Source organism: Streptomyces griseorubiginosus, assembly GCF_001514195.1.
GTDB classification, from domain to species: Bacteria; Actinomycetota; Actinomycetes; order Streptomycetales; family Streptomycetaceae; genus Streptomyces; species Streptomyces griseorubiginosus.
In genome coordinates this window covers 140375-163152 of the sequence record NZ_KQ948746.1, presented here as the reverse complement: position 1 = coordinate 163152, position 22778 = coordinate 140375, and the positions used below count along the sequence as shown (strand labels likewise).

The 22778-nt window shown below is 69.3% G+C and carries 27 protein-coding genes, 1 tRNA gene and 1 riboswitch; of the genes, 10 read left to right on the top strand and 18 right to left on the bottom strand.

The genetic code is table 11. From position 1 onward, the window contains the following. Positions 1–18: 18 nt before the first annotated feature. From AQJ54_RS38775 to AQJ54_RS38765, 3 genes are all read right to left on the bottom strand, one after another. Positions 19–1008, bottom strand: coding sequence for an ABC transporter ATP-binding protein (locus tag AQJ54_RS38775; protein ID WP_079070217.1), 990 nt, complete (start codon positions 1006–1008; stop codon positions 19–21). A gap of 74 nt (positions 1009–1082) precedes the next feature. Further along, positions 1083–1847, bottom strand: coding sequence for an ABC transporter permease (locus tag AQJ54_RS38770; protein WP_062245878.1), 765 nt, complete (start codon positions 1845–1847; stop codon positions 1083–1085). 76 nt (positions 1848–1923) lie between these two features. Beyond that, entirely contained in the window at positions 1924–2724 is an 801-nt protein-coding gene (locus AQJ54_RS38765) for an ABC transporter permease (RefSeq protein WP_062245745.1), read from the bottom strand. A gap of 203 nt (positions 2725–2927) precedes the next feature. Here AQJ54_RS38765 and AQJ54_RS38760 point away from each other — a divergent pair, with 203 nt between their 5' ends. Further along, positions 2928–5336, top strand: coding sequence for a transglycosylase domain-containing protein (locus AQJ54_RS38760; RefSeq protein ID WP_062245876.1), 2409 nt, complete (start codon positions 2928–2930; stop codon positions 5334–5336). 30 nt (positions 5337–5366) lie between these two features. Here the strand turns inward: AQJ54_RS38760 and sugE are convergent, their stop codons facing one another. The 3 genes from sugE to AQJ54_RS38745 all read right to left on the bottom strand — a co-directional run bounded on the left by sugE (position 5367) and on the right by AQJ54_RS38745 (position 6582). Further along, positions 5367–5687, bottom strand: coding sequence for a quaternary ammonium compound efflux SMR transporter SugE (gene sugE, locus AQJ54_RS38755; protein ID WP_062031321.1), 321 nt, complete (start codon positions 5685–5687; stop codon positions 5367–5369). 38 nt (positions 5688–5725) lie between these two features. After that, a riboswitch (guanidine-III (ykkC-III) riboswitch) is annotated at positions 5726–5801 on the bottom strand. Positions 5802–5856: 55 nt separating this feature from the next. Next, positions 5857–6207, bottom strand: a complete 351-nt coding sequence (locus tag AQJ54_RS38750) for a GroES family chaperonin (protein WP_020138964.1) — start codon at positions 6205–6207, stop codon at positions 5857–5859. A gap of 45 nt (positions 6208–6252) precedes the next feature. Continuing rightward, positions 6253–6582 (bottom strand): DUF3618 domain-containing protein, encoded by a 330-nt coding sequence (locus AQJ54_RS38745; RefSeq protein ID WP_020138965.1) that lies wholly within the window; start codon positions 6580–6582, stop codon positions 6253–6255. Between the two features lie 94 nt (positions 6583–6676). Between AQJ54_RS38745 and bcp the strand changes: the two genes are divergently transcribed. The 4 genes from bcp to AQJ54_RS38725 all read left to right on the top strand — a co-directional run bounded on the left by bcp (position 6677) and on the right by AQJ54_RS38725 (position 8682). Beyond that, positions 6677–7144 carry a thioredoxin-dependent thiol peroxidase gene (bcp, locus tag AQJ54_RS38740; RefSeq protein WP_062031324.1) on the top strand — a complete coding sequence of 156 codons (468 nt, stop codon included), beginning with the start codon at positions 6677–6679 and terminating at the stop codon, positions 7142–7144. Positions 7145–7277: 133 nt separating this feature from the next. Then, a complete protein-coding gene (locus AQJ54_RS38735; RefSeq protein ID WP_062245743.1) occupies positions 7278–7928 on the top strand; it encodes an HNH endonuclease signature motif containing protein in 651 nt (216 codons plus the stop codon). Then, positions 7925–8599 carry an HNH endonuclease gene (locus AQJ54_RS38730; RefSeq protein ID WP_062245736.1) on the top strand — a complete coding sequence of 225 codons (675 nt, stop codon included), beginning with the start codon at positions 7925–7927 and terminating at the stop codon, positions 8597–8599. The genes AQJ54_RS38735 and AQJ54_RS38730 overlap by 4 nt, the downstream gene beginning before the upstream one ends. Beyond that, positions 8599–8682 (top strand) — tRNA-Leu (locus tag AQJ54_RS38725). Before AQJ54_RS38730 ends, AQJ54_RS38725 begins: the two co-directional genes overlap by 1 nt. A gap of 54 nt (positions 8683–8736) precedes the next feature. On the opposite strand, the gene rdgB is transcribed toward AQJ54_RS38725, so the two are convergent. The 4 genes from rdgB to AQJ54_RS47505 form a co-directional block, all read right to left on the bottom strand. Then, positions 8737–9339 carry an RdgB/HAM1 family non-canonical purine NTP pyrophosphatase gene (gene rdgB / locus AQJ54_RS38720; RefSeq protein WP_062031334.1) on the bottom strand — a complete coding sequence of 201 codons (603 nt, stop codon included), beginning with the start codon at positions 9337–9339 and terminating at the stop codon, positions 8737–8739. 11 nt (positions 9340–9350) lie between these two features. After that, positions 9351–9755: a hypothetical protein gene (locus AQJ54_RS38715; RefSeq protein WP_062031337.1), complete on the bottom strand. Its 405-nt coding sequence runs from the start codon at positions 9753–9755 to the stop codon at positions 9351–9353. A gap of 146 nt (positions 9756–9901) precedes the next feature. Next, complete coding sequence (rph, locus tag AQJ54_RS38710) at positions 9902–10639, bottom strand: ribonuclease PH (protein WP_062031339.1); 738 nt, start codon at positions 10637–10639, stop codon at positions 9902–9904. 61 nt (positions 10640–10700) lie between these two features. Continuing rightward, positions 10701–11063 carry a PTS sugar transporter subunit IIB gene (locus AQJ54_RS47505; protein WP_279389313.1) on the bottom strand — a complete coding sequence of 121 codons (363 nt, stop codon included), beginning with the start codon at positions 11061–11063 and terminating at the stop codon, positions 10701–10703. Between AQJ54_RS47505 and AQJ54_RS38700 the strand changes: the two genes are divergently transcribed. Together AQJ54_RS38700 and AQJ54_RS38695 are read left to right on the top strand one after the other, a co-directional pair. Then, positions 11062–12366 carry a PTS transporter subunit EIIC gene (locus AQJ54_RS38700; protein WP_062245733.1) on the top strand — a complete coding sequence of 435 codons (1305 nt, stop codon included), beginning with the start codon at positions 11062–11064 and terminating at the stop codon, positions 12364–12366. The two genes, AQJ54_RS47505 and AQJ54_RS38700, sit on opposite strands and share 2 nt — an antisense overlap. 100 nt (positions 12367–12466) lie before the next feature. Beyond that, entirely contained in the window at positions 12467–13720 is a 1254-nt protein-coding gene (locus AQJ54_RS38695) for a PTS transporter subunit EIIC (RefSeq protein WP_062245731.1), read from the top strand. Between the two features lie 71 nt (positions 13721–13791). Here the strand turns inward: AQJ54_RS38695 and AQJ54_RS38690 are convergent, their stop codons facing one another. Further along, positions 13792–14544, bottom strand: a complete 753-nt coding sequence (locus tag AQJ54_RS38690) for an MBL fold metallo-hydrolase (RefSeq protein WP_062031350.1) — start codon at positions 14542–14544, stop codon at positions 13792–13794. A gap of 235 nt (positions 14545–14779) precedes the next feature. Here AQJ54_RS38690 and AQJ54_RS38685 point away from each other — a divergent pair, with 235 nt between their 5' ends. Beyond that, the gene (locus AQJ54_RS38685) at positions 14780–15232 is read left to right on the top strand and encodes a type II toxin-antitoxin system PemK/MazF family toxin (RefSeq protein WP_062245729.1); all 453 of its coding nucleotides are present in this window, start codon (positions 14780–14782) and stop codon (positions 15230–15232) included. 108 nt (positions 15233–15340) lie between these two features. Here the strand turns inward: AQJ54_RS38685 and AQJ54_RS38680 are convergent, their stop codons facing one another. The 7 genes from AQJ54_RS38680 to clpS all read right to left on the bottom strand — a co-directional run bounded on the left by AQJ54_RS38680 (position 15341) and on the right by clpS (position 20634). Beyond that, on the bottom strand, positions 15341–16291 hold the full coding sequence (locus AQJ54_RS38680; protein WP_062031355.1) for a PLP-dependent cysteine synthase family protein: 951 nt from the start codon (positions 16289–16291) through the stop codon (positions 15341–15343). Positions 16292–16297: 6 nt separating this feature from the next. Continuing rightward, positions 16298–16576, bottom strand: a complete 279-nt coding sequence (locus AQJ54_RS38675) for a MoaD/ThiS family protein (RefSeq protein WP_062031359.1) — start codon at positions 16574–16576, stop codon at positions 16298–16300. A gap of 88 nt (positions 16577–16664) precedes the next feature. Next, entirely contained in the window at positions 16665–16760 is a 96-nt protein-coding gene (locus tag AQJ54_RS47635) for a putative leader peptide (RefSeq protein WP_020138976.1), read from the bottom strand. Between the two features lie 79 nt (positions 16761–16839). Then, positions 16840–17262 carry a M67 family metallopeptidase gene (locus AQJ54_RS38670; protein WP_030321039.1) on the bottom strand — a complete coding sequence of 141 codons (423 nt, stop codon included), beginning with the start codon at positions 17260–17262 and terminating at the stop codon, positions 16840–16842. Positions 17263–17345: 83 nt separating this feature from the next. Then, positions 17346–18791, bottom strand: coding sequence for an amino acid permease (locus tag AQJ54_RS38665; RefSeq protein ID WP_062031362.1), 1446 nt, complete (start codon positions 18789–18791; stop codon positions 17346–17348). A 485-nt stretch (positions 18792–19276) separates the two neighbouring features. Further along, complete coding sequence (locus AQJ54_RS38660) at positions 19277–19879, bottom strand: DUF2017 domain-containing protein (RefSeq protein ID WP_062031364.1); 603 nt, start codon at positions 19877–19879, stop codon at positions 19277–19279. 437 nt (positions 19880–20316) lie between these two features. Then, on the bottom strand, positions 20317–20634 hold the full coding sequence (gene clpS, locus AQJ54_RS38655) for an ATP-dependent Clp protease adapter ClpS (protein ID WP_020138980.1): 318 nt from the start codon (positions 20632–20634) through the stop codon (positions 20317–20319). Positions 20635–20692: 58 nt separating this feature from the next. Here clpS and AQJ54_RS38650 point away from each other — a divergent pair, with 58 nt between their 5' ends. Both AQJ54_RS38650 and AQJ54_RS38645 read left to right on the top strand, forming a co-directional pair. Then, entirely contained in the window at positions 20693–22039 is a 1347-nt protein-coding gene (locus AQJ54_RS38650) for a nicotinate phosphoribosyltransferase (RefSeq protein WP_062245727.1), read from the top strand. Positions 22040–22184: 145 nt separating this feature from the next. After that, the gene (locus tag AQJ54_RS38645; RefSeq protein WP_062031370.1) at positions 22185–22772 is read left to right on the top strand and encodes an isochorismatase family protein; all 588 of its coding nucleotides are present in this window, start codon (positions 22185–22187) and stop codon (positions 22770–22772) included. Positions 22773–22778 lie beyond the last annotated feature (6 nt).

The window sequence follows — 22778 nt, the reverse complement described above, 5'->3', positions numbered from 1 at the left end:
CTACGAGACCGCACGCCGCTACGACACCGCTTTCTCCGCTTCCGCATCCCCCGCGTACATCTTCGCGATCACCGCCTCGATGTCCGGCTCCCGCACGGACAGGTCGACCAGCGGGTACTCCGCGGCGACCCGTGCCACCAGCGCCGCCGCCGACTCGGACGCCGGGAACGCCAGCCACTGCCGGGGCCCCTCCACCCTCACCACGCGCGCGGGAGCCGCGTCGATCGGCGGCAACTCCCGCTCCAGGTCCACCACCAGGGTCCGCTCGCTCTCGCCCACCTCGTGCAGGCCGGCCAGCGGGCCGTCGTACATGAGGCGGCCGTGGTCGATGACCATCACGCGCGAGCAGAGCTGCTCGATGTCCTGGAGGTCGTGGGTGGTCAGCAGGACCGTCGTGCCGCGCTCGGTGTTCAACTCCCGCAGGAATCCCCGCACCTTGGCCTTGGAGATGACGTCGAGGCCGATGGTCGGCTCGTCCAGGTACAGCACCTCGGGGTCGTGCAGCAGGGCCGCCGCGATGTCGCCCCGCATCCGCTGGCCGAGCGAGAGCTGCCGTACCGGGACGTCCAACAGGTCGCCCAGTTCGAGGAGTTCGACGCAGCGGTCGAGGTTCTCGCGGTAACGGGCGTCCGGGATGCGGTACATGCGATGCATCAGCTTGTAGGAGTCGATCAGCGGGAGGTCCCACCACAGGGTGGTGCGCTGCCCGAAGACCACTCCGATGCGGTGGGCCAGACGGGTGCGTTCGCGGGACGGGTCGATGCCGGCCACCCGCAGCCGGCCGCCGGACGGGGTGAGGATGCCCGTCAGCATCTTGATCGTCGTCGACTTGCCGGCGCCGTTCGGGCCGATGTACCCGACCATCTCGCCGCGCGCCACGGTGAAGGAGATCGAGTCGACCGCCCGCACCTGACGCCGTTCCCGTTTCAGGAAGCCGGTCTTCTTGCGCACGTCGAAGACCTTCTCGACGCGGTCCAGTTCGATGAAGGCGTCCACCGCCCCGTCCACCGCCCCGTCCACCGCCCCGTCCGTCACCGCGTCCCCTGTCTCGTCCACCGCCACGTCCACTTCCACCTCCGCCACTAACTCCCCGTACTCCGATACGAACCGAGCCCCGCCCGCCACGCGAGACCGGCCAGTCCACAGCACACCGCGGCCACCAGCGGCGGCGCGAAGGCCGCCCACTCCGGCAGGTCCAGCGGATACGGCCGGCCCAGCACGTAGCAGGCCGGCACCCAGTTGACGAAGGCGATCGGGAACATGAAGGTCACGCCCCGCACGAAGTCCTTCCCGAACACGGTCGGCGGGTACTGGAGCAGCGTCGTACCGCCGTACGTGAACGCGTTCTGCACCTCCGCCGCGTCCTGCGCGAAGATCTGGAAGGCCGCGCCCGCCACGAACACCGCGCAGAAGATCACCGCGCCGCTGAGCACCATCAGCGGCACCAGCAGCACCTTCGCCGCGCTCCAGTCGACGTCCACCGAGGCCAGCGCCCAGATGAGCACCACCGTGCCCTGGGTGATCCGGCCCAGGCGGCGCACCGCGAAGTGGTCCGCGCCGATCTGCGCGAGCACCGGCGCGGGCCGCACCAGCAGGGTGTCGAAGGAGCCGTCACGGATCCGGGAACCCAGCACGTCCATCGAGCCGAGCACCAGGTCGGCGATGCCGAAGGCGGTCACCGAGAGGCCGTAGAGAAAGGCGATCTCGGGCAGCCGCCAGCCGCCCAGCGCGTCGACCTGCGAGAACATCAGCAGGATCCCGACGAAGTCCAGGCCCGTCACCGCCAGGTTGCCGCACACCGTGACGACGAAGGAGGCGCGGTAGGTCATGGCGGAGCGGATCCACATGCCCGCGATCAGCCGGTACGCCCGCAGCCCCTCGCCCAGCCGGGAACCCCGGACCACCCCGGTCACTTCCGTCACCTCAGCCACCCTGCACCACCACCCGCCGCGTCGCCGCCTGCTGGAGCAGCCGCCCGGCCGCCAGCAGCACCACCGCCCACACCGCCTGGAAGGCGTACGCGGCGAGCGGGTCCGTCTTGCCCATCAGGACGTCCGCCGGCATCTGGAGCTGCGCCGCCCAGGGCAGGGCCCGCACGATGTCGCCGAAGACTCCCGGGAACGCGTTCAACGGCAGCACCATGCCCGAGCAGAAGATCCCCAGGATCATCACCGCCTGCGAGATGCCCTGGCCGTCCAGCAGCCAGAACGCGCTCAGGGCCGCGAGGTACCGGATCCCGAAACTGACCACCATCGCGAGCAGCAGCGCCACCAGCAGGGCCGCCCAGGAGGTGACGTCCGTGGGCAGCGCCATCGGGAAGAACAGCGACCCGAAGGCGAAGGGGATCACGCCGCGTCCCAGCAACTGGAACAGCGACCGGCCCAAGTCGCTCGCCAGCCACCACAGTTGGAGGTCGGCCGGCCGGTACAGGTCGACCGCGATCTCGCCCGTACGGATGCGGTCCATCAGGTCCTTCTCGGCACCGCCGCCCTGGATGGCCAGGGTCGAGTAGAGACACTGCCCCAGCCACACGTACGTGACCGCCTGCGCCTGGTCGTACCCCCCGAGATGGGGCTTCTCGTCCCACAGCGCGAGGTACGTGTAGACCAAGATCACACCGAAGACGGTGTTGGTGAACACCCCGGCGAGCGTCGCCGCCCGGTACGTCGCGTACCGTCTGAATCCACCCGCCGCGACGGCCGCGTACAACCGCCCCGAACCCACATCCACAGCCCTCCTCGGCCCGCCGACACCGAAGCGCAGGAGCCTAGTGCGCAGGTGGCGGGGCGGGCCACCCATTTTCCGGGCGAGACGCGCGCCATATCCGGGAACGGAACGGATGGTGCGAGAGTCTTCAACAGGGGGCGCAGAAGGCGTACGAGGTCGTACGGGAACGTACGACGCGAAATCAGGAGTCCGTGCACGACATGAGCGACCAGCCGCAGCAGCCGACCGAGGGCTGGGCACCGAGAGACCCACAGACGGTTGAAGAGCCCGGCGGGGAGAAGAAGGCCAAGCGGCCCAGGCGCACGGGCTGGCGACGGCTGATCCCGACCTGGCGCATGGTGCTGGGCACCATCGTCCTCGGGCTGCTGGTCCTGGCCGGCCTGTTCTACCTCGGCTACTCCATGGTCAAGATCCCGCCGGCCAACGCGCTCGCCACCAAGCAGTCCAACGTGTACCTGTACGCCGACGGCAGCCAGCTCGCCCGCGACGGCGAGGTCAACCGCGAGAACGTCTCCCTCTCGCAGGTATCCAAGGACGCCCAGCACGCCGTCCTCGCCGCCGAGGACCGCGACTTCTACACCGAGTCCGCGATCGACCCGAAGGCCATGCTGCGGGCCGCGTGGAACACCGCCACCGGCAAGGGCAAGCAGTCCGGCTCCACGATCACCCAGCAGTACGTGAAGAACTACTACCTGGCCCAGGAGCAGACGGTCACCCGCAAGGCCAAGGAGTTCTTCATCTCGATCAAGCTGGACCGCGAGAAGTCCAAGGACGACATCCTCGAGGGCTACCTCAACACCAGCTACTTCGGCCGCAACGCCTACGGCATCCAGGCCGCCGCCCAGGCCTACTACGGCCAGGACGCCGTCCAGCTCGACCCGGCCCACGCCGCCTACCTCGCCGCGCTGGTCAACGCGCCGAGCGAGTACGACGTCGTCGCCCACCCCGAGAACAAGGGTGCGGCCGAGGCCCGCTGGAACTACGTCCTGGACGGCATGGTCAAGAAGGGCTGGCTCGCCCAGTCCGCGCGCACCGGCCTGAAGTTCCCGATGCCGAAGGAGCAGACCGTCTCCACCGGGCTGTCCGGGCAGCGCGGCTACATCAGGGACGCGGTCGAGGACTACATCATCGACAACAAGATCCTCACCAAGGACCAGCTGGAGGCGGGCGGTTACCGCATCACGACCACCCTGGACAAGACCAAGCAGAACGCCTTCGTGAAGGCGGTGAACGACCAGGTGATCGACAAGCTCGACAAGAAGGACAACAAGGCCGACACCTACGTCCGCGCGGGCGGCGCCTCCGTCGACCCGAAGACCGGCAGGCTGGTCGCGATGTACGGCGGCATCGACTACGTCAAGCAGTACACGAACGGCGCGACCCGCGGCGACTTCCAGGTCGGCTCCATCTTCAAGCCCATCGTCCTCGCCGCGGCCGTCCAGAACGACTCCAGGACGCAGGACGGTCAGACGATCACCCCGAACACGTACTACGACGGCACCAACAAGCGTCCGGTCGTGGGCTGGAGCGGCGGCAGCTACGCCCCCGAGAACGAGGACCAGGGCTCCTACGGCGAGATCACCGTCCGCGAGGCCACCGACAAGTCCGTCAACTCGGTGTACGCGCAGATGGCCGTCGACGTCGGCTCCGACAAGGTCAAGCAGACCGCGATCGCCATGGGCATCCCGGCCGACACCCCCGACCTGACGGCGACCCCGTCCATCGCCCTCGGTGTGAACACCGCGAGCGTCCTCGACATGGCGGAGGCCTACGCGACCCTCGCCAACCACGGCAGGCACGGCACGTTCACGATGATCGACAAGATCACCAACGGCGAGGAGACCGTCCCGCTGCCCGCGCAGAAGACCCGCCAGGCCATCAGCCGCGAGGCCGCCGACACCACCACCTCGGTCCTGCAGAGCGTCGTCCAGAACGGCACCGCCACCGCCGCCCTGGCCGCCGGCCGCCCCGCCGCGGGCAAGACCGGCACCGCCGAGGAGGACACCGCGGCCTGGTTCGCGGGCTACACCCCCCAGCTCGCCACGGTCGTCTCCGTCATGGGCCAGGACCCGGTGACCGCCGCCCACAAGTCGCTGTACGGCGCGCTCGGCCTCCAGCGCGTCAACGGCGGCGGTCCGCCCGCCCAGATCTGGGCGCAGTACACCAAGGCCGCCCTCAAGGGGAAGCCGGCCGCCGACTTCGACCTGGAGCTCCAGCCGGGCGCCGAGAACCAGGCCCCCAGCACCCAGGCCCCCGTGGAGCCCTCCACCGAGGGCCAGGACAACGGCGGCACCACGACCGGCGGCGACACCGGCGGCCAGGACAACGGGGGCGCGACCCAGGGGCAGACGCAGGGCCAGTCCCAGGGGCAGACCCAGGGCCAGGACAACGGCGGCACCACCACCGGCGGCGACACGACGGGCGGCGCCACCGGCGGTACGACGACCGACGGGGGCGCGACCGGCGGCACCACCGGGGACACCTCCGGGGGCACCACCGACGGCGGCACCACGGGGGACGCGGCCGGCGGCGCCAACGGGGACTCGCCGAGCGGCGGGGCCGCGACCGGCGGCCAGAACCCGGCGATCCTCGGCACCCGCGAGGAGTGACCGCGTCGCCGCGTCGGGAGTGACCGCGCCTCAGTGACCGGAGGTCGCCTTCAGGCCCACCACGGCGACCAGCAGCAGGCACACGAAGAAGATCCGCGCGGCGGTGACCGGCTCCCCCAGCACCACCATGCCGAGCACCGCCGCCCCCGCCGCCCCGATCCCGACCCAGACGCCGTAGGCGGTACCGATGGGGAGAGACTTGGCGGCGTACGACAGCAGGATCATGCTGGCGACGATGCCGGCGCCGGTGAGGACGCTGGGCACGAGCCGGGTGAAGCCGTCCGTGTACTTCATCCCGATCGACCAGCCCACTTCGAGCAGACCGGCGACGACGAGCAGGACCCAGGCCATGAGAGGCACCTCCGAGACGACTGACTGGCTGACTGCTGGATGCGTCGTCTTGTCCAGTGCTTCTTACGGCGGTCCCGGTACGGCGCGTCTCGTCGGGCTCCTTCGAAGGTAGCAAGGAAACGGCGAAAGGGGCCGGTGACGATGGTCACCGGCCCCTTTCGCCGTCGTATTACAGGTACAGGCCGGTCGAGTCCTCGGACCCCTCGAACCGGTCGGCTGCCACGGCGTGCAGGTCGCGCTCCCGCATGAGGACGTACCCGACGCCCCGGACCTCGACCTCGGCGCGGTCCTCGGGGTCGTAGAGCACTCGGTCGCCCGGCTCCACCGTCCGTACGTTCTGCCCCACGGCGACGACCTCGGCCCAGGCCAGGCGTCGCCCGACGGCCGCGGTGGCCGGGATGAGGATGCCGCCGCCCGACCGTCGCTCGCCCTCACCGTTCTCCTGCCGCACGAGCACGCGGTCGTGCAGCATGCGGATGGGCAGCTTGTCGTGCGGGGTGTCGTTTCTCTTGGCGCTCACAGCCACTGAACCTACCTGTCTCCGGCGCCCGGGTACGCGGCCGGGTCAGCCCTTGCGGCGCCGGGCACCGAGGGCGAGGAGCCCCACGAGTCCCACGGCGACGAGGGCGACGGGCACGACGCGTTCGAGGCGGGGCGAGCCCTCCTCGTCCACGAACTGGGCCTTCACCTCGGTGACGGCCTTGTTGACGGAGACGTAGGCCCGTCCGAGCGTGTGGTCGATGTTGGAGACCACCTTGGCCTTGGCGTCCCCGACGATCGTCTTCGGGTGCACCCGCACCCCGATCTCGTCGAGGGTCTCGGCCAGCACCTCGCGGCGGCGCTTGATGTCCGCCTCGATCTGCGCCGGGGTTCTGATGTCCGACGTGTCCGCCACGGCAGGCCCTCCGAAGTCGCTTCGTACGTGTCCTGGACAGTCTGTCAGTTCCCGGCGCGGCCGCACTGTCAGGACCCCCGGTTACGCTGACCCAATGAGCGAGCGACTCCAGCCCGGGGACGTGGCCCCCGCCTTCACCCTGCCCGACGCCGACGGCAACGACGTGTCCCTCTCCGCCCACAAGGGCCGCAAGGTCATCGTCTACTTCTACCCGGCCGCCCTGACCCCCGGCTGCACGAAGCAGGCCTGCGACTTCACGGACAACCTGGAGGTGCTGGCCGGCGCGGGCTACGACGTCATCGGCATCTCTCCGGACAGCCCGGAGAAGCTGGCGAAGTTCCGCGACAAGGAGTCCCTCAAGGTCACCCTCCTCGCGGACCCGGAGAAGTCCGTGACGGAGGCCTACGGCGCGTACGGCGAGAAGAAGAACTACGGCAAGACGTACATGGGCGTCATCCGCTCCACGGTGATCGTGGACGAGGAGGGCAAGGTCGAACGGGCCCTGTACAACGTCCGCGCGACGGGCCACGTGGCAAAGATCATCAAGGACCTGGGCATCTGACCGGTTCCCTCACCGAACGGCCCGCACCGGTTTGCCTGGTGCGGGCCGCTTTACGTTTCGGGCGTGACTGTCCGATAAGCGGTTCGTTACTCCGTACGGGCCACGAACGTGGGGTCGGAACGGAGGGGGTCCGGTGGGGGCGAGTGCGTACACCAAGGAGCGGCTGGAGGAGGCGGCTCGGGGGGCTCGGACGTTGACGGAGGCGTGTGTGAGGTTGGGGGTGGATCCGAAGGGCTGGAAACGGCGGTACGTCCACGAGCGGATGAAGAAGCTCGGGGTGGATGTCTCGCACTTCGAGCGGGAAGGGGTCAAGTGGACGCGGGAGATCCTTGAGCCCGTGGTCGCTCGGTCATCAAGCGTCTACGAGGTCCTGCGGCAACTGGGGCTTGACCCGGTCGGCGGGCACCACACGAATATCTCGAGGCGCATCAAAGCGTACGGCCTCGACACCTCGCACTTCACGCCTGTGCGCCGTACGGAGCGGCAGCGGTACAACCAGCGCCGTCGGACGGCCGAAGAGATTCTTGTCGAGGAGACCTCGGCCCATGTCACACGCGTACCGAGCAGCCGTCTCAAGCGTGCGATGCGCGAGCTGGGTGCAGAGGAGCGCTGCGGCCTGTGCGGGATCGAGTCGGTGTGGCTCGGCGAACCGCTGCCGCTGGAGGTCGACCACATCGACGGCAACTGGCGGAACAACCAGATCGAGAACCTGCGGCTGCTGTGCCCCAACTGCCACTCGACGACGGACAGTTACCGCGGGCGTGGGAAGGCGCGTGCCTCATGAGCAGTGGCGTGCAGTACACCCCGGAAAGGCTGGCCGAAGCCGCTGTGCGATGTTCCGACATCGACGAGGTCATCGCCTTCTTCGGCACCGAACCCTACGGCTGCCTCCGTCGCTACCTCGTAAGGCGCTTCGCTCACTTCGGTATCGACATCTCGCACTTTCGCCCCTGCGGGAGGCTGCCTCGCCCCACCGAGGGCGAACTGCGAGCAGCAGTCGCCGAATCGACCTCCCTCGCGGATGTGCTGCGCCGTCTGGATCGCCCGGGGAACGGCAGTCAACGCAATCAGGTACGCCGGTGGATCGCCGAGCACGAGATCGCGACCTCGCACTTCCTGGGGCAAGCCCACCGACGAGGCAAACGGTCAGCGAACGCCAAGAGCCCGGATGAGGTATTGGTCCAGCACAGCGGCACTCGCCGGACAACCACCAAGCGCCTGCGCCGCGCGCTTGTGGAAATCGGCGTGCCCGACGAGTGCGCTCGGTGCGGGACCGGCTCCGAATGGCTCGGCAAGCCGATGACGCTGGAGGTCGATCACATCAACGGCGACTGGAGCGACGACCGGCGCGAGAACTTGCGGCTGCTGTGTCCCAACTGTCACGCGATCACCAGCACATGGTGCAGGGGAGGCAACAGGGCGCGATCGACTCCCGGTAGCATGGCAGGCGGCTAGCGGCGGTGGCGCAATGGCGACGCAGCAGACTTAGGATCTGTGGCCCTTGATCGGGCTTGAGGGTTCGAATCCCTTCCGCCGCACACCAACGGCCTGCGAATCGAAGCTTCGATCCGCAGGTCGTTTTCGTGCATCCGTCAGCCCAACAACTCCCGCACCACCGGCACCAACGCCCGAAACGCCTGCCCCCGGTGGCTGATCGCGTTCTTCTCCTCGGCCGACAACTCGGCGCACGTCCTCGTCTCGCCCTCCGGCTGGAGGATCGGGTCGTAGCCGAAGCCGTTCGTGCCCACGGGAGTGTGGCGGAGGGTGCCTCGGAGTTGGCCCTCGACCACCCTCTCCGTGCCGTCCGGCAGCGCGAGTGCCGCCGCGCAGGCGAAGTGGGCGGCCCGGTGTTCGTCGGCGATGTCGGAGAGCTGGGCCAGGAGGAGGTCCAGGTTGGCCTTGTCGTCTCCGTGCCGGCCCGACCAGCGGGCCGAGAAGATGCCGGGGGCGCCGTTCAGGACGTCGACGCAGAGGCCGGAGTCGTCGGCCACGGCGGGCAGGCCGGTCGCCTGGGCCAACGCGTGGGCCTTGAGCAGGGCGTTCTCGGCGAAGGTGACGCCGGTTTCCTTGACGTCCGGGATCTCGGGGTACGCGTCCGCGCCGACGAGGTCGAAGGGCAGGCCTGCGTCGGCGAGGATCGCGTGGAGCTCGGTGATTTTCCCGGCGTTGCGGGTGGCGAGGATCAGGCGGGTCATGCCCCCCAGTATTACGGCGTGCAGACCTTGGTCAGTTCGCCGGCCGCATCCGTGATCGGGCTGAGGTCGGGGGTCTGGTCGCCGTTCTTGACGGCCGTACGGACGTTGGAGACAGCCGTGTTGAGGTGGTCGACCGCCTTGTTGACGTCGGCGTTGTCGGTCTTGTCGCCGATCTCGTCGAGGTTCTGGTCGATGGAGGCGAGGGCCTCGTCGATCTGGGTGGGGTCGTTGGAGGCGTTCTCCACGGCCTGCTGGAGGTCGGTGACGCTGTCGGCGACGGCCTCGGCGGTCTGGACGCAGTCCAGTGCCTTGCTGACGGCGTCGCAGCCGGTGGTGAGGCCGAGGGTGAGTCCGGCGGCGGCCACCGCGGCGGCGATGGCGAGACGGCGACTTCGGCGGCGTGGGCTCGCGGCCATGGTGCTGTTCCTCCTTTGGTCAGGCCTCAGGAGGCCCCCCGTTGTCTGGCCGGGCGCCCGTTGTGCACAGCGGGCGCCCGTACCGGTGAAGACGCCGGTACGGCCGGTCGGGTTGCCCGGACCGGCCACCGTTCTTGGCGTTCCCTTTACCTTTCGAGCACGGTGTCGAGCGCCTTGGTCTGGAGGGCGGCGAGTTCCGTGCAGCCCAGGACGGCGAGGTCGAGGAGGGAGTTGAGCTCCTCGCGGGCGAAGGGCTCGGCCTCGGCGGTGCCCTGGACCTCGACGAAGCGGCCGTCGCCGGTGCAGACGACGTTCATGTCGGTGTCGGCGCGCACGTCCTCCTCGTAGCGCAGGTCGAGGAGGGGCACTCCGCCGACGATGCCGACGGAGACGGCGCTGACGGTTCCGGTCAGGGGCTTGCGGCCGGGCTTGACGAGCTTCTTGCCCTGGGCCCAGGCGACTGCGTCGGCGAGGGCGACGTAGGCGCCGGTGATGGCCGCCGTGCGGGTGCCGCCGTCGGCCTGGAGGACGTCGCAGTCCAGGACGATGGTGTTCTCGCCGAGCGCCTTGTAGTCGATGACCGCGCGCAGGGAGCGGCCGATGAGGCGGCTGATCTCGTGCGTGCGGCCGCCGATCTTGCCGCGGACGGATTCGCGGTCGCCGCGGGTGTTGGTGGCGCGGGGCAGCATGGAGTACTCGGCGGTCACCCAGCCCTCGCCGCTGCCCTTGCGCCAGCGGGGGACGCCTTCGGTGACGGAGGCGGTGCAGAAGACCTTGGTGTCACCGAAGGAGACGAGGACGGAGCCCTCGGCGTGCTTGCTCCAGCCGCGTTCGATGGTGACCGGGCGGAGTTGTTCGGGCGTGCGGCCGTCGATTCGAGACATGGGCCGAGCCTATCGGCCTCGCGGGTGAGGGTTCGGCGCGCTCAGCCCACTCCGCGGTCGCTCACATCATGTCCTCGATCTCGGCGGCGATCGGGTCGGCGTCGGTGCCGATGACGACCTGGATCGCGGTGCCCATCTTGACGACTCCGTGGGCGCCGGCGGCCTTGAGGGCGGCCTCGTCGACGAGGGAGGCGTCGTGGACCTCGGTGCGCAGGCGTGTGATGCAGCCCTCGATCTCGTCGATGTTGTCGATGCCGCCGAGTCCCGCGACGATCTTCTCCGCCTTGGTGGCCATGGGGTTCTCCTCCTGCGCAGTTGGCCCAACTTCACGGGCGATTGAGCTGTTCGTATCGAAGGATGACGTGACAGCAGCTCCATCGTCCGTGACTGGTCTACACCACCTGACAGGCGGTAGCCAACTCATGAGTCAGCCTTCGAGTGCCGAGACCGAGATCTCTCCCGCGCGCCGGCGGTGGCAGTCGGCGTTCCAGGGGCTTCAGAAGATGGGCCGCTCGCTTCAGCTGCCCATCGCCGTCCTGCCGGCCGCGGGCATCCTCAACCGGCTGGGCCAGCCTGACGTGTTCGGGGACGACGGCCTGGGCTGGACGAACGTGTCCAAGGTGATGATGGGCGCGGGCGGGGCGCTGCTGGACGGTCAGTTGGGGCTGCCGCTGCTGTTCTGCGTGGGTGTGGCCATCGGGATGGCGAAGAAGGCGGACGGGTCGACGGCGCTGGCGGCGGTGGCCGGGTTCCTCGTCTACTTCACGGTGCTCCGGCAGTTCCCGGAGGACTGTCCGAGCGGGGCGAAGGCGGTACCGAACATCGGGTGCCAGGCGACGGTCGACCAGACGGTGGTGGCGTTCACGTACCAGAATCCGGGGGTGTTCGGCGGCATCGTGATGGGGCTGCTGACGGCGTTCTTCTGGGCGCGGTACCACCGCACGAAGCTGGTGGACTGGCTGGGCTTCTTCAACGGCCGCCGGCTCGTGCCGATCATCATGGCTTTCGTGGCGATCGTGTTCGCGGCGCTGTGTCTGTGGGTGTGGCCGCCGATCGGTGACGGTCTGGAGAACTTCAGCGACTGGCTGAAGGGCGCGGGGGCGTGGGGGTCGGGACTGTTCGGGGTGGCGAACCGGGCGTTGCTGGTGATCGGGCTGCACCAGTTCCTGAACGTGCCCATCTGGTTCCAGTTCGGGACGTACACGAAGCCGGACGGCACCGAGGTGCACGGTGACATCAACATGTTCCTGGCGGGCGATCCGCACGCGGGGCAGTTCCTGTCGGGGTTCTTCCCGATCATGATGTTCGCGCTGCCGGCGGCGGCGCTGGCGATCACGCACTGTGCGAAGCCGGCGCGGCGCAAGGAGGTGGGCGGGCTGATGCTGTCGGTCGCGCTGACGTCCTTCGTGACGGGGATCACCGAGCCGATCGAGTACTCGTTCCTGTTCGTCGCGCCGGTGCTGTACGTGGTGCACGCGGTGCTGACGGGTGTGTCGATGGCGGTGACGTGGGGGCTCGGGGTGCATGACGGCTTCAGTTTCTCGGCCGGGCTGATCGACTACGTCATCAACTGGAACCTGGCGACGAAGCCGTGGGCGATCGTGCCGATCGGGCTGTGTTTCGCGGCCGTCTACTACGTGGTCTTCCGTTTCGCGATCACCCGGTTCGACCTGAAGACGCCGGGCAGGGAGCCGGAGGAGGAGGTCGAGGACGTCACCAAGGTGTAGTCCTCCGGTTGCAAAACTGACGGGTTCCTTATAACGCCCCCATCGTGTACAACAGGTCTACACCACTGAGTGGTGTAGACCACCCGATGGAGGAAGCGTTATGAGCACCGCCACCGCGCCCACGGCGCCGCCCGCGAAGAAGCGGGGATCAGGCCTGTTTCAGGGCCTGCAGAAGGTAGGCCGAAGCCTTCAGCTGCCGATCGCCGTGTTGCCGGCCGCGGGGCTTATGGTCCGGCTCGGCCAAGATGACGTGTTCGGCAAGGACGGCCTGGGCTGGGACAAGGTCGCGTCGGTCTTCGCCAACGCGGGCGGCGCCATCACCGGCGCCCTGCCGATGCTGTTCTGCATCGGCGTGGCCATCGGCTTCGCCAAGAAGGCCGACGGCTCGACCGCGCTTGCCGCGCTGGTGGGCTTCCTGGTCTACAGCAAGGTCCTGGAGTCGTTCCCGGTCACCGAGGCCAAGATCACCAAGGGTGCGGACATAGCCGCGACCTACAACAACCCCGGTGTCCTCGGCGGCATCATCATGGGTCTGCTCTCGGCGGTCCTGTGGCAGCGGTACCACCGCAAGAAGCTGGTGGACTGGCTCGGCTTCTTCAACGGCCGTCGTCTCGTACCGATCATCATGGCCTTCGTCGGTGTCGCAGTCGGCGTCTTCTTCGGGCTGGTCTGGGAGCCGATCGGCGAGGGCATCAGCAACTTCGGCGAGTGGATGACGGGCCTGGGCTCCTTCGGCGCCGCGCTGTTCGGCGCGATCAACCGCGCGCTCATCCCCATCGGCATGCACCAGTTCGTGAACACGGTGGCGTGGTTCCAGCTCGGCGACTTCAAGGACGCCGCCGGACAGGTCGTCCACGGTGACTACAGCCGCTTCCTGGCTGGTGACCCCACCGCCGGAATGTTCATGTCCGGCTTCTTCCCGATCATGATGTTCGGTCTGCCCGCCGCCGCGATGGCCATCGCGCACACCGCTCGCCCGGAGCGTCGCAAGGCCGTGACCGGCATGATGGTCTCGCTCGCCCTGACGTCCTTCGTGACCGGTGTGACCGAGCCGATCGAGTTCTCGTTCATGTTCATCGCCCCGCTCCTGTACGTGATCCACGCGGTGCTGACCGCCCTGTCCATGGCGGTCACCTGGGGCCTCGGGGTCCACGCGGGCTTCAACTTCTCGGCGGGCTTCATCGACTACGCGCTCAACTGGAACCTGGCCACCAAGCCCTGGATGATCATCCCCATCGGCCTGGTGTTCGCGGCGATCTACTACTCGGTCTTCCGCTTCGCCATCATCAAGTGGAACCTCCCCACCCCCGGTCGCGAGCCCGAGGAAGAGGTCGAGGATCTCACCAAGGCGTAGGCGCAGCCGCACCGCGTGCGAAGGCCCCCGGAGTCCTGAACCTCTCCGGGGGCCTTCGCATGTCGTAGGGGCTAGATGTCGTACGACTGTCTCGGCGCCGCCAGGGACACCGGGCCGTCGTACACCGCGCGCGCGTCGGCGAGGTTGACCTGGGGGTCGGTCCACGGGGGGATGTGGGTGAGGACCAAGCGGCGGGCGCCTGCCCGGGTCGCCGTCTCTCCCGCCTCGCGGCCGTTGAGGTGCAGGTCGGGGATGTTCTCCTTGCCGTGCGTGAAGGCGGCCTCGCACAGGAACAGGTCGGTGTCACGGGCGAGTTCGGTGAGCGCGGGGCTGAGGCCGGTGTCGCCGGAGTACGTGAGCGACTTGCCGCCGTGCTCGACGCGGATGCCGTACGCCTCCACCGGGTGGGCCACCCGCTCGGTGTGGACCGTGAAGGGGCCTATGTCGAAGGTGGACGGCTTGACCGTGTGGAAGTCGAAGACCTCGCTCATCGAGGAGGCGGTGGGGGTGTCGGCGTAGGCCGTGGTCAGACGGTGTTCGGTGCCTTCGGGGCCGTAGACCGGGATGGGGTCGCAGCGGCCGCCGTCGTGGCGGTAGTAGCGCGCGACGAAGTACGCGCACATGTCGATGCAGTGGTCGGCGTGCAGATGGCTGAGGAAGATCGCGTCGAGGTCGTAGAGACCGCAGTGGCGCTGCAACTCGCCAAGGGCACCGTTGCCCATGTCGAGAAGCAGCCGGAAGCCGTCGGCCTCGACGAGGTAGCTCGAGCAGGCCGATTCCGCGGACGGGAACGACCCCGAGCAGCCGACGACGGTGAGCTTCATAAAGCAGAAACCTCCGCTGGCGGGAAACTTTTCTGGGAAGGAGACGGGGGTCGTGCGGTTCGTCGAGCGTAAGGCGCAAAACCTCTGGTCGCTCCTCCGCCAAGGGCTGTTGTGGGCGAACTCACCTGTGCTGTCACCGGTTCGGCTGGACCAAGGGCGCGTAGGGAGTGTGACCGCGCTAACGGCTTGAGCAGAGGGCGCGCGGCGCTGATCGCGCGCCGGTACCGTCGTCCTCATGGACACGTCCTGGTGGCTCGCGCTCGCGGCGGTGGTACTGCTCGGACTCGTCGCCACGCTCGTGGACGGATGGGGGCGGGGGCACCGGCCCTGGGGGCGGGCGGACCGTACGACCAGGCCTTCCGGGCGTTCGACGGGGGTGCGGCCGCGGCCCGCGGAGATCTGGTGGGCACAGGTGCCGTACGAGGACGGGTCGGGTGCCAAGGACCGGCCCTGTCTGGTGCTGGCCGTGCGCGGCCGGCGGGCCACCGTCGCGAAGATCACCAGCAAGTACCACGACGAGCGGGCCGGGGTGATCCCGTTGCCGCCGGGCTCGGTGGGCGACGCGCGGGGCCGCGCGAGCTTCCTGGAGACGAACGAGCTGCGTCAGGTGCGGGTCGGGGACTTCCGCCGCAAGGCCGGAGTGGTGGACCCGGTCCTGTGGGACCAGGTCCGACACCTCGCGACGTAGCGCTCCGCTGGCGGGGCCGGTTACCTGTCTGCGGGCCAGTGGGGGCTGGTCGCGCCCACGCGGCGGAGCCGCATATTCAACACAGCCCCGCGCCCCTGGGGTGGCTGATCACGCCCAGAGTTGACCATGCAACGTTTCGATGGCTTCCTCCGTCGTGGCCGCCGTGTAGACGCCGGTCGACAGGTACTTCCAGCCGCCGTCGGCCACCACGAAGACGATGTCGGCGGGCTCCCCCGCCTTGACCGCCTTGTTGCCGACGCCGATCGCCGCGTGCAGGGCGGCGCCCGTGGAGACGCCCGCGAAGATGCCCTCCTGCTGGAGGAGCTCACGGGTGCGGGTGACCGCGTCCGCGGAGCCGACCGAGAAGCGGGTGGTGAGGACGGACGCGTCGTACAGCTCCGGTACGAAGCCCTCGTCGAGGTTGCGGAGCCCGTACACGAGGTCGTCGTAGCGCGGCTCGGCGGCGACGATCCTCACGTCCGGCTTGTGCTCGCGCAGGTAGCGGCCGACGCCCATCAGGGTGCCGGTGGTGCCGAGGCCGGCGACGAAGTGGGTGACCGAGGGGAGGTCGGCGAGGATCTCCGGGCCGGTGGTGGCGTAGTGGGCGCCGGCGTTGTCCGGGTTGCCGTACTGGTAGAGCATCACCCAGTCGGGGTGCTCGGCGGACAGCTCCTTGGCGACCCGTACGGCGGTGTTGGAGCCGCCCGCGGCCGGCGAGGAGATGATCTCGGCGCCCCACATGGCGAGCAGGTCCCGGCGCTCCTGCGAGGTGTTCTCGGGCATCACGCAGACGATCCGGTAGCCCTTGAGCTTCGCCGCCATGGCGAGGGAGATGCCGGTGTTGCCGGAGGTGGGCTCCAGGATCGTGCAGCCCGGGGTCAGCCGGCCGTCCTTCTCCGCCTGCTCGATCATGTGCAGGGCGGGGCGGTCCTTGACCGAGCCGGTGGGGTTGCGGTCCTCCAGCTTGGCCCAGATGCGGACGTCGGCGGACGGCGACAGCCGCGGCAGGCGCACCAGAGGGGTGTTGCCCACCGCGGCCAGCGGGGAGTCGTAACGCATCGACGATCAGGCCATGCCGCCGGCCACGGCCGGCAGGATCGTGACGTTGTCGCCGTCGGTGAGCTTGGTGTTGATCCCGTCGAGGAAGCGGACGTCCTCGTCGTTCAGGTAGACGTTGACGAAGCGGCGCAGCTCGCCGCCGTCCACGATGCGGGCCTGGACGCCCGCGTGCCGGGTCTCGAGGTCGGCGAAGAGCTCGGCGAGGGTGGTCCCGTTGCCCTCCACCGCCTTCTGGCCGTCGGTGTAGGTGCGGAGGATGGTCGGGATGCGGACCTCGATGGCCATGGTTGCGGGCTCCTGTCGGAAGGTGTCTGGTCGGGTGGGCGCACGACGACGCGCGCCGCGGCTCACGGCCGTACGGCGGCAGGGAACGTCAACAGATGGCGCTGTTCAGCCTGCACAGGTCGACGTGCAGCCGCGCCACGAGCAGGATGCTCGGCGCCTTCTCGCTCACGTCGTTCAGAACCATGGGCTCATCGTATCGATTCCCGGTCCGGGTCCCGGAGTGTGATCTCGCATACTGGATGGATTCTGACCGGACTGTGAGATCAGTAGGCCTCGACGACCGTGACCTCCTCCTCCGTGACCTCGCCTTCCACGATCCGGTACGAGCGGAACTGGAAGTCGCCGAGGCCGTCGGTGTCCGCGGTGGAGACCAGGACGTAGTGGGCGCCGGGCTCGTTGGCGTAGGAGATGTCGGTGCGGGAGGGGTAGGCCTCGGTCGCGGTGTGGGAGTGGTAGACGATCACCGGCTCCTCGTCGCGGTCGTCCATCTCGCGGTAGAGCTTGAGGAGGTCGCCGGAGTCGAACTCGTAGAAGGTCGGGGACATCGCCGCGTTGAGCATCGGGATGAAGCGCTCCGGGCGGTCCGAGCCGGCCGGGCCCGCGACGACTCCGCACGCCTCGTCGGGGTGGTCCTTGCGGGCGTGCGCGACGATCTGGTCCACGAGGGCCTGGGTGATGGTCAGCATGGTGGTCAGGATAAGCAGAAGGGCTGCCCGGTACCGAGGAGTGGTACGGGGCAGCCCATATGCCGGACGCGCCGGGGCGCTCCCTAACTGGAGACCTTCTCGAATTCCGGCTTCTGCCGGTCCGCGACCTGGGGGTTCCGGGCCTTCAGCACGACCCAGCCGACGCAGAGGATCACGGCCCACACGGCGAGCACGTACAGGCTGATCCGGGACTCGGAGTCCTTCATGATCAGGCCGGTCACGAAGAGCAGGAACACGATGGCGATCCAGGAGCCCACCGAGCCGCCCGGCGCCGGGAAGGAGGAGGCGGGCAGGCGGCCCGCGGTGACCGCGCGGCGGTAGAGGACGTGGCTGACGAGGATCATGAGCCAGGTCCAGATGCCGGCGCCGACAGCGACCGAGGTGACGTAGTTGAACGCCTTCTCCGGGACGACGTAGTTCAGGACCACGCCGATGCCCATGAAGAGCACCGACACGGTGATGCCCAGCGCGGGGGTCTTGGTGGCGGACAGCCTGCCGAAGGCCGCGGGGGCCTCCGCGCTGTCGGCGAGGTTCCGCAGCATGCGGCCGGTGGAGTACATGCCGGAGTTGCAGGAGGACAGGGCCGCGGTGAGGACGACGAAGTTGACGATGCCGGCGCCCGCCGGGATGCCTATCTTCGCGAAGGCCTCGACGAACGGGGAGACGCCGGGGGCGAACTCGGTCCACTTCACGACGCAGAGGATGACGGTGAGCGCGCCGACGTAGAAGAGGGCGATCCGCCACGGGAGGGTGTTGATGGCCTTGGGGAGCGTCTTCTCGGGGTTCTCGGACTCGCCCGCGGTGACGCCGACGAGCTCGACGGCGAGGTAGGCGAACATGACGCCCTGGAGGGTCATCAGGGACGAGCCGATGCCGTGGGGGAAGAAGCCGTCGAACGCCCACAGGTTGGAGACGGCGGCGGTGTCACCGGCGTCGCTGAAGCCGAAGGTGAGGACGCCGAGGCCGATCACGATCATGCCGATGAGGGCGGTGACCTTGATCATGGAGGCCCAGAACTCGATCTCGCCGAACAGCTTCACCGAGATCAGGTTCGCGGTGAAGAGGACGACCAGGAAGACCAGGGCCGTCACCCACTGCGGGATGCCCGGGAACCAGTAGTGGACGTAGATCGCGGCGGCCGTCAGCTCGGCCATGCCGGTGACGACCCACATCAGCCAGTACGTCCAGCCGGTGAAGTAGCCGAAGAACGGGCCGAGGAACTCCCGGGAGTACTCGGCGAAGGAGCCGGAGACCGGACGGTAGAGCAGCAGCTCGCCGAGGGCCCGCATGATGAAGAAGATGATCACGCCGGCGAGGGCGTACATCAGGATGAGGCTGGGGCCGGCCTTGGCGATGTTCGCCCCGGCCTTGAGGAAGAGCCCGACGCCGATGGCGCCGCCGATCGCGATCATCTGGACCTGGCGGCTGCCGAGTCCGCGCTCGTACCCCTCTTCGGGTGCCTTCTCGGACCCGGGGCCCGAGCCTGTGTCGACCTGAGCGGAGGTCATGGTGTGGTGCGCCTTTCTCCATGCCGACCCGGGCCTCTTGTCGGCCACGGATCGGGTTTCGATCCCCCCGGATTGATGGAGTGAGCGGGCTCGGGGAAGTCCGGGTGCGCTCCCGCGTCGTTCGGTGCATGCTCTCGGCGTGCCGGACGAAGGCCTTCGTGGCGGAGCCACGTGGGTCTTTGGCCGGTGCGGCGAGAGTGCGTGCCGGGCGGCGTGGGGGCGCGCTCGGGCCTCCCCGGGTTCGCTGAGCCAGGCCGGCGGTTACCGGCGCTGTGGCGCACCCGGGCGAACATAAGGGTGGTGTTCGGCCGGGCGGTCGTGAAGATTTATCACGGCCGCAACAGAGATCGCCCGGGCGCGATGTGGCGCAGGGCACAGGGAGAAGCGGACAAAGGGCGCGGGGGTGGAACGAAAGCCGTCAGCGTGGTGACGTGATCGTTATCCGGATTTGAGCGTCCTCTGAGCGAACACAGAACCGTCACATCTCACGGCATAAGGGTCGTCACGAGGGTCTCCTGGAGGCCGCCGAGCCAGAGGTAGGCCATCACCATGGGCTTGCGCGGGTCCTCGTCAGGGAGCCGGTAGAGGAGGTCGGTGTCCTCCTCGTCGGTGATGTCGAGGCGGGAGCCGATCGCAAGGCGCAGGTCGTTGAGGGCGCCGAGCCACTGCCGGGACTCGTCGGCCGACAGCTTGAGGACGGCCCCGCCGTCGCCCGCGACCTGGAGCGCGTCCAGGGTGCGGACCACCGCGAGGGCGTTCTCGCGCTTGCCGGCCCGCAGGTCGTTCTCGGTGTAGCGGCGGAACTCCGAGGAGTAGGCCCGCTGTTCCTCGGCGGCCGCGGCCTCCGGCGTGCCCTCGGGGTCGCTGTAGGCGTCCGGGAACAGCCGCTTGAGCACCGGGTCGGAGGGCGGCTCGCTCGGCCCCTCGGCGAAGAGCTCGGCGAGCGGGTCGTCGGGGGCGTCCTCGGCGGGCCCCGGCCCGATGAGTTCGAGGAGCTGGACGGCCAGCGACCGGATGATGGAGATCTCGACCTCGTCGAGGGCGACGGCCGCGCCGCCGCCGGGGATCGGTTCGAAGGTTCCTGGCATCAGGGAGTGTCCTCGGGGATCAGGTCGGCCGGGCGGGGCGGGTGCTTCGCGAACGGGGTCGGGCGGGTTCGAGCGGAGGCCGATCGGTGTCGGGCGGGTTCGAGCGGTGTCGAGCGGGGATCCATCGGTGTCGGGCGGGTTCGAGCGGTGTCGAGCGGGGATCCATCGGTGTCGGGCGGGTTCGAGCGGGGTCGAGCGGGGATCCATCGGTGTCGGGCGGGTTCGAGCGGGGTCCGGCGGGTTCGAGCGGGGTCCGGTGCGGGCGGTCGCGAGACGGACGAGGCGGTGGGGTGGCCGTAAGGCCGGGGGGTGGCCGTAGGACCGGGGGCCGTAAGGCCGGGGAGGTGGCCGTAAGGCCCGGGGGCGGAGGCGGCCTCGTGCGCGCAGGCTCCCGGGACGCCGGGGCGGTTCCAGGGGGCGCGCACGGAGTGGACGCGCTACTTCCGGTCCTGCTGGAGGGTGGCCCACAGACCGTAGCCGTGCATCGCCTGCACGTCGCGCTCCATCTCCTCGCGGCTGCCGCTGGAGACGACCGCCCGGCCCTTGTGGTGGACGTCCATCATGAGCTTGGTGGCCTTGTCCTTCGAGTACCCGAAGTACGTCTGGAAGACGTAGGTCACGTAGCTCATGAGGTTGACCGGGTCGTTGTGGACGATCGTGACCCAGGGGACGTCCGGCTCGGGTACGGCGAAGACCTCCTCCGCCGACTCGGTGCGTTCGATCTCTACGGGAGCGGGTGACGTCACACGGCCCATGCTGCCACGGGCACCATAAATCGTCACACTGACGCGAAGTGGGGTAGCATCCGTTGTTATGAACACAGCGGACCTTGGGCTGCCGGTGGACGTTCCCTCGACGGCGCTCTTCACGGACCAGTACGAGCTCACGATGGTGCAGGCCGCCCTGAAGGCGGGTACCGCCGAACGGCGGAGCGTGTTCGAGGTCTTCACCCGCCGGCTGCCGGACGGGCGGCGCTACGGCGTCGTCGCGGGCACCGGCCGGGTGCTCGACGCGGTGGAGAACTTCCGCTTCGACGCGGACGTCATCGGCTTCCTGCGGGAGCGGGACATCGTCGACGAGGAGACCCTCGACTGGCTCGGCTCCTACCGCTTCGGCGGGGACATCTGGGGCTACCCGGAGGGCGAGGTGTACTTCCCGGGCTCGCCGATCATGCGGGTGGAGGGCTCCTTCGCCGAGTGCGTGCTCCTGGAGACCGTCATCCTGTCGATCCTCAACCACGACTCCGCGATAGCCGCGGCCGCCTCCCGGATGTCCTCGGCCGCCGGGGACAGGCCCCTCATCGAGATGGGCGCCCGCCGCACCCACGAGCTGTCCGCGGTCGCCGCCGCCCGCGCCGCCTACGTCGGCGGCTTCGCCACCACCTCCGACCTCGCCGCCGGCTTCCGCTACGGCATCCCCACCGTCGGCACCTCCGCCCACGCCTTCACCCTCCTGCACGACCGGGAGCGGGACGCCTTCCAGGCGCAGGTGAACTCGCTGGGCCGCGGCACTACCCTGCTCGTCGACACGTACGACGTCACCGAGGCCGTCCGTACGGCCGTCGAGGTGGCCGGGCCCGAGCTGGGGGCCGTGCGCATCGACTCCGGCGACCTGCTGCTGGTCGCCCACCGGGTACGGCAGCAGCTGGACGAGCTGGGCGCGAAGGGGACGCGGATCATCGTCACCTCCGACCTCGACGAGTACGCCATCGCCTCGCTGGCCGTGGCCCCGGTGGACGCGTACGGCGTCGGCACCCAGCTGGTGACCGGGTCCGGGCACCCGACCGCGTCGATGGTCTACAAGCTGGTCGCGCGCGCCGAGTCCGACGACCCGAAGGCCCCGCTGATCCCGGTCGCGAAGAAGTCCTCCGGGGGCAAGACCTCGGTCGGCGGCCGCAAGTGGGCCGCGCGGCGGCTGGACGCGGAGGGGATCGCCGAGGCCGAGGTGGTGGGCACGGGAGCGGTGCCGCCCGCGCTGGCGGACCGGCAGCTGCTCGTCGAGCTGGTCAAGGGCGGCGAGGTCGTCGCACGGGAGCCGCTGGACGTCGTACGGGACCGGCACGCGGCCGCACGGGCCAACCTGCCGTTGTCGGCGACCCAGTTGTCGCGAGGGGAACCCGTCCTTCCGACGGAGTACGTCACCGGGCGCACGGGTAGCTAGGGCCTGTCCGACAATTCCCGTCGTCGCCCGAAGGGCGGCCTCGCCAGCGGCTGTCGCACCGAACGCGCCCGGCCATGCCCCCTCCCGCCGGGTGCCCGCAGTCTCTAGGCTCATAAGTTCACTCACCAGTCGAAGGACACCCACCATGCGCCGCGCCTTGATCGTCGTCGACGTGCAGAACGACTTCTGCGAGGGGGGCAGTCTCGCGGTGGCCGGCGGCGCCGACGTGGCCGCCGCCGTCACCGAGCTGATCGGGCAGGCGGCGGGCTCCGGCTACCAGCACGTGGTGGCCACCCGGGACCACCACATCGCGCCCGGCGGCCACTTCGCCGACAACCCCGACTTCGTGCACTCCTGGCCCGCGCACTGTGTCGCCGGCACGGAAGGGGTCGGGTTCCACCCCAACTTCGCTCCCGCCGTGGCGTCCGGCGCCATCGACGCCGTGTTCGACAAGGGGGCTTACTCGGCGGCGTACAGCGGGTTCGAGGGCACCGACGAGAACGGCGTGACGCTGGCCGAGTGGCTGCGGACACGGGACGTCTCGGAGGTGGACGTGGTCGGGATCGCCACGGACCACTGCGTCCGGGCCACGGCGCTGGACGCGGCGCGCGAGGGCTTCCGCACCCAGGTGCTGCTGGACCTGACCGCGGGCGTCGCCGAGGCCACCACCGAGCGGGCGATCGAGGAGCTGCGCGCGGCGGGCGTGGAGCTCACGGGCAAGCCGGTGGTGTGACACACA